Below are 11,754 nucleotides of genomic sequence, written 5' to 3'. Positions count from 1 at the left end.
TCATTTACGGACTTTGATGGAGAAGAGCCCCTGGGGGCGCAGCATCAGGATCAGGATCACCGCCGACAGGGTCAGCACCTTGGCCATCGAGCCGCTCATGAAGAACTCGGAGATGGACTGCGTCTGGGCGATGGTGAAGGCCGAGGCGATGGTGCCGAACAGGCTCTGCGCGCCGCCGAAGACCACCACCAGGAAGGTGTCGACGATGTACAGCGAGCCCGCCGTCGGCCCGGTGGAGCCGATGGTGGTGAAGGCCGCGCCGGCCACCCCGGCGACACCGCAGCCGAGGGCGAAGGTCATGCGGTCGACCCGCTTGGTGTTGATGCCCACCGCGCGGCTCATCACCCGGTTGAGCATGGTGGCGCGCACCTGCAGGCCCCAGCGCGAGCGGTAGAGCATGAGGAAGATCGTGGCGGTGAGCAGCACCGTGAGGCCCATGACGAACAGGCCGTTGCGCGGGATGTCGATGCTCTCGGTGGGGTTGAACGAGCCCATCAGCCATTCCGGCAGGGTGGCGCTGACCTCGCGCGCGCCGAAGATCGAGCGGAACGCCTGCTGCATCACCAGGGACAGGCCCCAGGTGGCCAGCAGGGTGTCCAGCGGGCGCTGGTAGAGCTTGCTGATCATTGCCCACTCCACCAGCCAGCCGATGGCCCCGGCGATGAAGAACGACAGCACGATGGCGAAGAAGAAGTAATAGGGCTGCATCGCCGGCGCGTAGTGGGTGGTCAGCGCCGACAGCAGGTAGGTGGTGTAGGCACCGATGGTGAGGAACTCGCCGTGGGCCATGTTGATCACGCCCATCTGGCCGAAGATGATCGCCAGCCCCAGGGCCATCAGCAGCAGGACGCAGAACACCGACAGCCCGTTGAAGCCCTGCATGGCCGCAATGGCGCCGAACTCAGATAGCCATTCCATAAGGTTCTCCGGAAGCGGGCGACAGCCTCGCCGCCCGCCGGGGTTTGGATTCAGGGTGGAACGGGGGTCGGAAAAATCCCGACCCCACTTCAGGCTTCAAGCTTCAAGCTGCTTCTCGCTTCTCGCTTGCCTCCTGCAGCTTGAAACTTGCCGCTTGCCGCTCCCCACTCACTGATACCCCTTGGGGAAGGGATTGGGTTCGATCAGGCCGGACTCGTAGACCACCTTGAACTGGCCGTCTGCCTGGACCTCGCCGATGCGGGTCTTGCTCCACAGGTGATGGTTGTCGTGGACCTTCACGTAGCCTTCCGGCGCGGTGGTCAGCTCGATGCCCGGGGAGGCGGCGACCACCTTGTCGACGTCGAAGCTGCCGGCCTTCTCCACGGCGGCCTTCCACAGCCACGGGCCGAGGTAGGCGGCCTGGGTCACGTCGCCGATCACCGCGTCCTTGCCGTACTTGGCCTTGAAGGCTTCGACGAAGGCCTTGTTGTTGGGGTTGTCCAGGCTCTGGAAGTACTTCATGGAGGCGTAGAAGCCGGCCATGTTCTCGCCGCCGATGCCGAGCAGTTCATCCTCGGTCACCGAGAGGGTCAGCAGGGTCTGCTTGGCGGCGGTGACGCCGGCGGCCTTCATCTGCTTGTAGAAGGCGACGTTGGAGCCCCCGACCACGGCGGCGAAGACCACGTCGGGCTTCTTCAGCTTGACCTTGTTGATCAGCGAGCCGAACTGGGTGTTGCCCAGCGGGTAGTACTCCTCGCCCACCACCTTGCCGCCGAGCACGTTCTCGATGTGCTTGCGGGCGATCTTCATCGAGGTGCGCGGCCAGATGTAGTCCGAGCCGATCAGGTAGAAGGTCTTGGCGCCCTTCTCCTTGGCCACCCAGTCCAGGCCCGCGAGGATCTGCTGGGTCGCCTCCTGGCCGGTGTAGATGACGTTCTTCGACTGCTCCAGGCCCTCGTAGAAGGTCGGGTAGTAAAGCAGGCCGTTCTCCTTCTCGAACACCGGCAGCACGGCCTTGCGCGAGGCCGAGGTCCAGCAGCCGAAGACGGTGGCGACCTTGTCGTTCACCAGCAGCTTCTTGGCCTTCTCGGCGAAGGTCGGCCAGTCGGAGGCGCCGTCTTCCTGGATGATCTTGATCTGCCGGCCGAGGATGCCGCCGGAAGCGTTGATCTGCTCGATGGCCAGGCGCTCGGCCTGGATCGAGCCGGTCTCGGAGATGGCCATGGTGCCGGTGGCCGAGTGCAGCTGGCCCACGGTCACTTCGGTGTCGGTCACCGCCAGGCCGGTGGTGTTGGCGTCGGCGGCCACCGCCAGCTGTCCGAATACCGCTGCGGCCATCAGCGACAGCGCGGCGGCGCCCAGCGCCAGCCGGCGCGGAAGAAAGCGTTTCGCACCCGTCATCAAGCTTGAATCCATGGTCCTGCTCCTCTGTGGTTGGCGTGGTCGGCTCGCCTTGCGGGTACCGGCCTCGGTTCGGGGCAAGGATGCGTTCGGCCAGGGGGCGGGGGTATACGCACATTGACGTAGCGGCATACGTCATCTGACGTAGTGGCCGCTGCGCCAGCTTGGGGCATGCTGCGCTCGCAGACAGGCGCAAGGACGTGCGCGCGATGACGCAGCCAACCCGGGAGGGCCGTGCCAGAGCGGTGCGCACCCGGGGCCGGGGCGGGGCATGGAAGTTGCTGCACACGCCCACCGCCGCCCAGGAGCGCCGCCGTGCAACAGACCGGTACGCAACGCATCGCCAAGATCCGCCGCGACTACAACAGCTGGGTCGCCGACGAGACGCTGGAGGACTACGCGCTGCGCTATACGCCGCGCTCGTTCCGCAAATGGTCGGAGCTGCGCATCGCCAACACCGCCCTCGGCGCCGTGTCCTTCCTCGCCCTGGAAGCCATAGGCGGTGCCCTGGCCATCAGCTACGGCTTCACCAACACCCTGTGGGCGGTGCTGGCGGTGAGCCTGGTGATCTTCCTCACCGGCCTGCCCATCAGCTACTACGCCGCACGCTACGGCGTGGACATGGACCTGCTCACCCGTGGCGCCGGCTTCGGCTACATCGGCTCCACCATCACCTCGCTGATCTACGCCAGCTTCACCTTCCTGTTCTTCGCCCTGGAGGCGGCGATCATGGCGCTGGCCCTGGAGCTGTACTTCGGCATTCCGCTGGCGCTGGCCTACGTCATCTGCTCGGTGATCATCATTCCCCTGGTGGCCTTCGGCATCACCCTGATCAACCGCCTGCAGATGTGGACCCAGCCGGTGTGGCTGCTGCTGCTGTTGCTGCCCTACGTCTTCGTCATCGCCAGGAACCCCGGGGCGCTCGGCGACCTGGCCAGCTTCGCCGGGCGCGACGGCGAGGCCGGCACCTTCAACCCGCTGCACTTCGGCGCCGCCTGCACCGTGGCCCTGGCGCTGGTGACGCAGATCGGCGAGCAGGTGGACTACCTGCGCTTCCTGCCGCAGAAGACCCGCGCCAACCGCAAGCGCTGGTGGGCGGCAATGCTCCTGGCCGGCCCCGGCTGGATCATCCCCGGCGCACTGAAGATGCTCGGCGGCGCCTTCCTCGCCTTCCTCGCCCTGCAGCACGAGATCCCCCTGGAGCGCGCCGCCGAACCGACGCAGATGTACCTGGTGGCCTTCAACTACGTGTTCGCCTCGCCGCAATGGGCGCTCGGCGCCATGGTGCTGTTCGTCATCGTCAGCCAGGTGAAGATCAACGTCACCAACGCCTACGCCGGCTCCCTGGCCTGGTCGAACTTCTTCGCCCGCATCACCCACAGCCACCCCGGCCGCGTGGTCTGGCTGGTGTTCAACGTGGCCATCGCGCTGATGCTGATGGAGCTGGGCGTGTTCGAGGCCATCGAGCAGGTGCTGGGACTCTACGCCAACATCGCCATCGCCTGGATCGGCGCCCTGGTGGCGGACCTGGTGATCAACAAGCCGCTGGGCCTGTCGCCGCGGCACATCGAGTTCAAGCGCGCGCACCTCTACGACATCAACCCGGTGGGGGTCGGCGCCATGCTGATCGCCTCGCTGCTCTCGGTGCTGGCCCATGCCGGGCTGCTCGGCAGCCTCGCCCAGGCGGCCTCGCCCATGGTGGCGCTGGTCTCGGCTATGGCGGTGGCGCCGCTGCTGGCCTGGTTCACCGGCGGGCGCTACTACATCGCCCGGGAAAGCGACCCGGCGCTGCTCTACCCGCTGCGCGAGAAGGTCACCTGTACCCTGTGCAGCAATGATTTCGAGCGCGAGGACACCGCCTTCTGCCCGGCCTACGGCGCGCCCATCTGCTCACTGTGCTGCTCGCTGGACGCCCGCTGCGGCGATGCCTGCAAACCCCGGGCACGGCTCTCGGAACAGTTCGACGACCTGGTGCGCTGGCTGCTGCCCAACGCCTCGGTGCCGCGCCTGCACACGCGCCTGGCCCACTACCTGGGGGTGCTGGCGGTGATCGTGATCCTGTTGTTCTGCGCCCTGGCGCTGATCTACAGCCAGGTTTCCCAGGGCCTGGAACAGGCCCCGGCGGACGCCGCGCAGACGCTCTACCAGGCCTTCCTCAAGGCCTTTCTGACTCTTTCGCTGTTCGCCGCGATGCTCGCCTGGTGGGTGGTCCTGACCCGCGAAAGCCGCCATGTGGCGCTGGAGGAGTCCAATCGCCAGACCACCCTGCTGATGCAGGAGATCGAGGCCCACCGCAAGACCGACGAGGCATTGCAAAAAGCCAAGGAAGCCTCGGAGGCGGCCAACGCGGCGAAGAGCCGCTACGTCACCGGGCTGTCCCACGAGCTGCGCACGCCGCTCAACAGCATCCTCGGCTACACCCAGATCCTGCAGCGCGACGGCCTCACCCCGGAGCCGCACAAGGAGGCCCTGGCGACCATCTTCCGCAGCGGTTCGCACCTGCTGTCGCTGATCGACGGGCTACTGGACGTGGCCAAGATCGAGGCCGGCAAGCTGCAACTGGAGCCCAGCGAAATCCCCTTCCCCGAATTCCTCCAGCAGTTGCAGCATATGTTCACCCCCCAGGCCGAGGAAAAGGGCCTGGCCTTCCGCTACGAACCCAGCGGGCGCCTGCCGGTGGTGGTGCGCGGCGACGAGAAGCGCATCCGCCAGATCCTCATCAACCTGCTGGGCAACGCGGTGCGCTTCACCGAGAGCGGCGAGGTGCGGCTGCGGGTCAGCTACCTGCGCGAAACCGCCACCTTCGAGATCATCGACACCGGCATCGGCATCGCGCCGGACCAGATCGAGCGCATCTTCCAGCCCTTCGAACGGGGCGACCCGCTGCGCCAGGACAACGGCGTCGGACTCGGCCTGACCATCACCCGCATGCTCATCGCGCTGATGGGCGGCGACATCCGCGTGCACAGCCGGCCGGGCCAGGGCACCTCGTTCCAGGTGCGCCTGTTCCTGTCCGAGGTGCGCGTGCCCCAGGCGGTGGTGCACGTCGAGCACGACATCATCGGCTACCAGGGCGCGCGCCGCCGCGTGCTGCTGGTGGACGACCATATCGAGCACCGCCGGGTGCTGGCCGGCATGCTGGAGCCGCTGGGCTTCGAGATCGTCCAGGCCGCCGATGGCCAGGAGGCGGTGCGCCAGGTGGCCCTGCTGCACCCGGACCTGATCCTCATGGACCTGTCGATGCCGCACATGGACGGCTGGGAGACCAGCCGCCTGATCCGCCGCAACGTGCAGTCGCGGGCGCCGATCATCGTCATCTCCGCCAACGCCTTCGCCGACGACCGCGAGCGCAGCGTGGCGGCCGGCTGCAACGACTACCTGGCCAAGCCGGTGCACACCCCGGCCCTGCTGGAGAAGATCAAGGAGCACCTGGGCCTGGAATGGCTCAAGCGTCCGCCCGTGGCCCCCGGTACCGAAGCGGACGGCGCGCGGCCCTCGCCCGCCGCCCTGGAGGCGCTGCGCGAGCTGAGCGAGATGGGCTACGTCAAGGGCATCCTCGAGCGCCTGGATGCCATCGAGCGCGAGGAGCCCGGGTGCGCCGCCGTCCTCGCCGGCCTGCGACAACGCGCGCGGCGCTTTCAGCTCAACGAATTCAATACGCTGCTGAAAGCGGCCGGCAGCCCCACCCCCGCGTCGACCTGGCGCGCGACCCGACAGGAGGAGCCCATGCACAGCTCGAGCCGTGACAGCGCCGTGGTGCTGATCGTCGACGACACCCCGGACAACCTCGCCCTGCTCAGCGATGCCCTCGACGCCGCCGGCTACAGGGTGCTGGTGGCGCTGGACGGCACCAGCGCCCTGGAGCGCGCCCAGCGCAGCCAGCCGGACGTGATCCTGCTGGATGCGATGATGCCGGGCATGGACGGCTTCGAGGCCTGCCGGCGGCTCAAAGCCAGCGGCGAGACGGCGGACATCCCGGTGCTGTTCATGACCGCGCTGACCGACAGCGAGCATGTGGTGGAAGGCTTCGCCGCCGGCGGCATCGACTACGTGACCAAGCCGATCAAGCCCGACGAGGTGCTCGCCCGCGTCGCCGCTCACCTGCGCACCGCCCGCGCCCTGCAGGCCGTGCGCAACGCCCCGGCGTCACGCCCGGCGCTGGACGACGAGCAGACCCAGGAGGCGCTGGCCTCGCGCTTCCAGCTCACCGGCCGGGAAATGGAGGTGCTGCACTGGGTGGCCTGCGGCAAGACCAACCGCGACATCGGCGACATCCTCGGCCTCAGCCCGCGCACGGTGAACAAGCATCTGGAGCACGTCTACGTAAAGCTGGGCGTAGAAACCCGCACCGCAGCGGCGGCGGTGGCCATGTCGGCGGGGCGTTGATGCTCCCTTTGAAGCCAGGCGATGCAAGGCTGGGTGCTCGCTGCGGATGGCGTCTTTCGTAGGATGGTGTAGAGCGAAGCGAAACCCATGCGGTGGAGGTGGCTGAAATTCCTGGATGCCCTGAAGCACCGTGCTCAAGCCAACAGCTAACGCAGATAGAGAATGGATTAACCCCAGAGGGGCTAATGGCGCTCAACGAGCGCTGGCGAGGCGCTCGCAGAGCTTGCGGGTGGCGTCGAGCATCTGGAAGCTGGGGCGTTCCAGGCCGCGGTCGGGCACTGGCCACACCTGGCCGGCGGCGACCGCGGGGATCTGCGGCCAGGCTCGCCAGGCGTCGGCCTGGGCCGGTTCGCTGACGAGGATGACCCGGGGCTGGCGCTGCAGGATGGATTCGATGCTGACCTGGGGCGCCGGCAGGCGCTGGTCGGCGAAGACGTTCTCGGCGCCGCAGATGCGCAGGGCATCGCTGACGATCTGCTGCCCGCCCAGGGTGTAGAGCGGCTTGTCCCACACCTGGTAGAACACCGCCAGCGGCACCTCGCGGTGGTATTTCCCACGCAGCTCGGCGAGCCCGGCGGCAAAGCGCTGGCTCAGGGCACGGCCCTGTTCGGCGCGCCCCACACGCTGGCCCACTTCGGCGAACACCCCGGCCAGGTCATCCAGTTGCCGGGGCTCCACCCGCAACTGCTCAATCGGGGTGCGCCTGAGCTGTTCACGCCCGGCAGCGCCGACGCTGTCGGGCCACAGCAGCACCAGGTCGGGCTTCAGCGCCAACAGGCTTTCGATTTCCAGCTGGCCGTAGCGGCCGACACTGGGCAGCCCCGCCAGAGCGGCCGGGCGCTCGCCACCATCGAGCACGCCCACCAGCAGGTCGGCGGCATCCAGGTCGAGCATGAGTTCGGTAAGGGAAGGGGCCAGGCTGACCACACGCAGCTGCGCCACCGCCGGCAGCGCCAGGCACAGCAGCAACGCGCCGAGCAGGCTGCGCATCAGCCCAGTTGGCGCGGGATGCGGTAGAGGCTGAAGATCACCACGCTGCCCAGGGCCAGCAGCACCAGGGCCACGGCGTTAAGGCCGGCGAACACGGCGACGGCGCCGATCCAGGCCGGCAGGCCGGCTCCGAGGAAGGCCACGCGGCGAGCGCGGGCCAGGGCGATCCAGGCGGCGGGCTCCTCTTCGCTGTCGAGGGCTTCCTCGGTGGCGATCAGGGCGCGCTTGTAGCCACGGAACAGCGGCAGGCTGATGAACATGGAGATCAGCGCCGCCAGGAACAGCGGCATCTCCAGGGCGGCGAACACCGGTTCGCCGGAGCCGAACAGCAGGTTGAGCACGAACAGCGGGGCCAGGGCGATGGCGAGGTAGGCCCACCATTCAAGGCCCAGCTTGCGGCGCACCTGGTTGCGGGTCATAGCTCGACTTCACCCTGGTGCAGGCTGCCGAGCATGTGGCCGAGCTTGCCGGCCTTGGTCGCCAGGTACTTCTTGTTGTGCGGGTTGAGGCCGGTCTGCAGCGGCACGCGTTCGGCGACGCGGATGCCGAAGCCTTCGAGGGCCTTCACCTTGCGCGGGTTGTTGGTCATCAGCTTGATGCCGGAGATGCCCAGGTGGTCGAGCATCGGCAGGCAGATGGCGTAGTCGCGCTGGTCGGCGCCGAAGCCCAGGCGCTCGTTGGCCTCGACCGTGTCGGCGCCGCCGTCCTGCAGCTCATAGGCGCGGATCTTGTTCAGCAGGCCGATACCACGGCCTTCCTGGCGCAGGTACAGCAGCACGCCACGGCCTTCCTCGGCGATGGCGCGCAGGGCGGCCTCGAGCTGGAAGCCGCAGTCGCAGCGCAGGCTGAACAGGGCGTCGCCGGTCAGGCATTCGGAATGCAGGCGGCCGAGCACCGGGGCACCATCGGCGAATTCGCCCATGGTCAGGGCAACGTGTTCCTTGCCGCTGGCCTGGTCGAGGAAGCCATGCATGGTGAACAGGCCGAAGGGCGTGGGCAGTTGGGAGGCGGCGACGAAGACGACGGACACCACGGATCTCCTGGGATTTCGAAAGGCCGGCATTGTATCAGCAGCATTAACCGGCCGGTCAGACTGAATAGTTGGGGATAAGGATCGAAACGCTTGGACGATCGAGCCTCAGATCTTCGACTCCAGCAGCAACACGCCCTGGTCCTCGCGCCAGCGCACGCGGTTGAGGAAGCTCATGCCCAGCAGCACGTCGACCGGGGCATCGCCCTCGACCACCGCGCCTTCGACGCCGAGCACTTCCAGCGGGCCGACCTTGACCCGGTCGAAGACCACCCGCCAGGCCCGCACGGTGCCGGAGGCGGTGCTGGCGGTCATCGGCTTGCCGGTCACCCGGTAGTCGATGCCGAGGATGCGCGCCTGGTTCTCGCTCATGGCGACGGTGGAGGCACCGGTGTCGACCATGAACTGCACCGGGTGGCCCTCGATGGCACCGGCCACCATGAAGTGGCCATTGTTGCCGCGGGCGATGCTCATCTGGGTCTTCTGCGGGGCGCTGGCGCCGGCCTGGTTGTACTCGCGGGAAAGCTCGTAGGTGCGCTCGACGCCGCCTATGCGCAGCACCGCGCCCCGGCTGCTGGCACTGACCACCTCGACGCCGCCGGGGCCGGTCTGGCCAACCTTCACCAGCTTGCGCTGGCCGTCGACGCTGAGCACTGCGGCATTGGGGAACAGGCCGACCACCTGCACCTGGGGTTCGGCATGGAGGGCACCACAGCAGGCCAGCAGCAGGCTGGCGCAGAACAGTTCAAGGCGACGCATGGTGGCTCTCCGGTTCCGGGTCGAAGGGGTACGGCTGCCCCCAGTGGGCGAAGACCGGGCGCAGCTCGCCATTTTCCACCAGGCGCGCCATGCGTTCGTCGAACAGCTCCGCGAATTCGCGTCCGCGTGCCGTGTCACCGAAGGCGACATAGAGCTTGAGCTGGGTGAGGTAGGTGATGCGGTAGTTTTCCGGGTTGGGGCTCTGCCGCAGGACGTCGTCGACCTCGGTGCGGGCGTCGATGTAGTAGTCGGCATGGTCGAGGTCGAGCATCGAGAGGATGCCGCCGCGCCGCTCGATCTCCTGGAAATGCGCCAGGTTCGGCAGGTAGCGCTCGTAGCCGTAACCGCGCATCCACACCAGGCGGTGTTCGCCGAGGTTGGCCAGGGTGGGCACCGGTGCCCCCTTCAGGGCCAGGGCGCTGATGCGGTCGGCGTCGTAGTTCCAGTGGGGGTAGATGGCCCAGGGCACTTCGTCACGGTAGGAGCCGACCCAGGCGTCGGCCTCGCCGCGCTTCACCAGGCCGATGGAGCGGGTGTAGGGCACCGAGCGCGTGCGCAGGTGCACGCCGACCGGTTCGAAGACCTTGCGCAGGATGTCCCAGCCGAGGCCGCTGCCGTCGGCGTCGGTGTGTGCGGCCCAGGTTTCGGCGGCGATCACGACTTCCGTCGCGCTCGCCTCGGGCTTGTTGCCCGGGGATGCGTCCGCTGCCAGCGCCCAGGGCGCCAGCATCATTGCCAGCAGTCCGACCAACCAGCCGCGCATCATCACTCCCCTTCCGCTCCCTGCCGAGTCCAGGTCTGGCGGCTAGCCCACGCCCCAGACGATCAGTTGCATCGCCAGCCAGGCGAAGACGCCGGCCAGCACATCGTCGAGCATGATGCCGACGCCGCCGTGGACGTGCCGGTCGATCCAGCGGATCGGCCAGGGCTTGAGGATGTCCATGAACCGGAATACCAGGAAGCCTAGCAGCAGCCACTGCCACCCTTCGGGCACCAGCCAGAGGGTGATCCACATGCCGACCATCTCGTCCCAGACGATGCCTTCGTGGTCGTGCACGCGCAGGTCGTCGGCGACCTTGCCGCACAGCCAGAAGCCGAACAGCATGGTCAGCCCGAGCATCAGCCAGTAGCCCCAGTCGGGCAGCATCTGCCAGAGCGGGATGAACGGCAGCGCCACCAGCGAACCCCAGGTGCCGGGGCCTTGGGCAGGGTCCCGGAACCGAAGCCGAAGGCGAGGAAATGCCAGGGGTTGCGCCAGACCGAGGGCGGGGCCGGTGGCACCGGCTCTTGCTGCGGATGATCAGTCACCTTGACTCCCGAAATGTTGAAAGCCCCGTGCCGGCGGCCGGATATCCCCGCCATCGGCGTCGAGCAGGTGCACGCCCTGGCCCGCTTCGACGCGGCCGATCACGGCCACCTCGGGCCAGGCGGCCTGCAGGGCGGCCAGGTGCTGCGGCGGCAGGGTGAAGGCCAGGCGGTAGTCGTCGCCACCGGCCAGTGCATGGTTCAGGGCCGGCTCGCGCGGGTAGAGCGCACGCAGGCCGGCGGACAGCGGCAGGCGCTCGCGCTCCACCATCAGTGCGACAGCGGAGGCGGCGGCGATGTGCCCGCAATCGGCGAGCAGGCCATCGGAAATATCCAGCGCCGCGCTGGCCTTGCCGCGCAGGGCGATGCCGAGGCCGAGCTGCGGCGGCGGCGACCAGTAATGGGCGAGCAGCGCACGGGCTTCATGACTGTGGTCATCACGCTCGCCGAGCACCAGGGGCAAGGCGCCGGCACCGTCACCCAAGCTGCCGCCGACGCAGAGCAGGTCGCCCGGGCGGGCGCCGGCACGGGTCAGGGCCTGGCCGGCGGGCACGCGGCCGAACACGGTAACGGTCATGCTCAGCGGGCCACGGGTGGTGTCGCCGCCGATCAGGGCGATGGCGCAGTCGCGGGCCATGGCATCGAGGCCACGGGCAAGCCCCTGCAGCCAATCCGCATCGGCGGCCGGCAGGGTCAGGGCGAGGGTGAAACCGACGGGCGTGGCGCCCATGGCGGCCAGGTCGCTGACGGAAACCGCCAGGGCGCGCTGACCGAGCAGGAAGGGGTCGCAGTCCAGGGGGAAGTGCACCCCGGCGACCAGGGTATCGGTGGAGACCGCCAACTGCTCGCCGGCGGGGAGTTGCAGCAGGGCACAGTCGTCGCCGATACCCAGCGCGATGCCCTCGCCAGCCGCTGCACAGGCAGCGGCGACGAAGTAACGGCGGATCAGCTCGAACTCACCCATT

The 11,754-nt window shown here is 68.1% G+C and carries 9 protein-coding genes and 2 pseudogenes; 2 read left to right on the top strand and 9 right to left on the bottom strand.

Annotated features, from left to right (window positions below; translation table 11 throughout):
• Both urtB and urtA read right to left on the bottom strand, forming a co-directional pair.
• Positions 1-918 carry an urea ABC transporter permease subunit UrtB gene (urtB, locus tag PSm6_RS13915; RefSeq protein WP_021219667.1) on the bottom strand — a complete coding sequence of 306 codons (918 nt, stop codon included), beginning with the start codon at positions 916-918 and terminating at the stop codon, positions 1-3.
• A gap of 168 nt (positions 919-1,086) precedes the next feature.
• Positions 1,087-2,319, bottom strand: coding sequence for an urea ABC transporter substrate-binding protein (gene urtA, locus PSm6_RS13910; protein WP_021219666.1), 1,233 nt, complete (start codon positions 2,317-2,319; stop codon positions 1,087-1,089).
• 315 nt (positions 2,320-2,634) lie between these two features.
• Here urtA and PSm6_RS13905 point away from each other — a divergent pair.
• A pseudogene (locus PSm6_RS13905) lies at positions 2,635-5,994 on the top strand (ATP-binding protein); the annotation flags it as partial.
• Positions 5,995-6,045: 51 nt separating this feature from the next.
• Positions 6,046-6,705 (top strand): response regulator, encoded by a 660-nt coding sequence (locus PSm6_RS13900; RefSeq protein WP_021219664.1) that lies wholly within the window; start codon positions 6,046-6,048, stop codon positions 6,703-6,705.
• A 192-nt stretch (positions 6,706-6,897) separates the two neighbouring features.
• Here the strand turns inward: PSm6_RS13900 and PSm6_RS13895 are convergent, their stop codons facing one another.
• The 7 genes and pseudogenes from PSm6_RS13895 to thiL all read right to left on the bottom strand — a co-directional run bounded on the left by PSm6_RS13895 (position 6,898) and on the right by thiL (position 11,753).
• Entirely contained in the window at positions 6,898-7,695 is a 798-nt protein-coding gene (locus PSm6_RS13895; RefSeq protein ID WP_021219663.1) for a cobalamin-binding protein, read from the bottom strand.
• Positions 7,695-8,114 (bottom strand): hypothetical protein, encoded by a 420-nt coding sequence (locus PSm6_RS13890; RefSeq protein ID WP_021219662.1) that lies wholly within the window; start codon positions 8,112-8,114, stop codon positions 7,695-7,697. The genes PSm6_RS13895 and PSm6_RS13890 overlap by 1 nt, the downstream gene beginning before the upstream one ends.
• A complete protein-coding gene (gene ribA / locus PSm6_RS13885) occupies positions 8,111-8,725 on the bottom strand; it encodes a GTP cyclohydrolase II (protein WP_021219661.1) in 615 nt (204 codons plus the stop codon). Before ribA ends, PSm6_RS13890 begins: the two co-directional genes overlap by 4 nt.
• A 108-nt stretch (positions 8,726-8,833) precedes the next feature.
• Entirely contained in the window at positions 8,834-9,484 is a 651-nt protein-coding gene (locus PSm6_RS13880; protein WP_021219660.1) for a retropepsin-like aspartic protease family protein, read from the bottom strand.
• Positions 9,471-10,247 (bottom strand): substrate-binding periplasmic protein, encoded by a 777-nt coding sequence (locus PSm6_RS13875; protein ID WP_148304274.1) that lies wholly within the window; start codon positions 10,245-10,247, stop codon positions 9,471-9,473. The genes PSm6_RS13880 and PSm6_RS13875 overlap by 14 nt, the downstream gene beginning before the upstream one ends.
• Positions 10,248-10,289: 42 nt before the next feature.
• A pseudogene (locus PSm6_RS13870) lies at positions 10,290-10,792 on the bottom strand (phosphatidylglycerophosphatase A family protein).
• Positions 10,785-11,753 (bottom strand): thiamine-phosphate kinase, encoded by a 969-nt coding sequence (thiL, locus tag PSm6_RS13865; protein ID WP_021219657.1) that lies wholly within the window; start codon positions 11,751-11,753, stop codon positions 10,785-10,787. Before thiL ends, PSm6_RS13870 begins: the two are co-directional and overlap by 8 nt.
• Position 11,754 lies beyond the last annotated feature (1 nt).

Source organism: Pseudomonas solani, from assembly GCF_026072635.1.
In the GTDB taxonomy this organism is placed as follows: Bacteria; Pseudomonadota; Gammaproteobacteria; order Pseudomonadales; family Pseudomonadaceae; genus Metapseudomonas; species Metapseudomonas solani.
The sequence above is the reverse complement of the archived record's forward strand: the minus strand, read 5'-3'. Positions and strand labels throughout refer to the sequence as shown.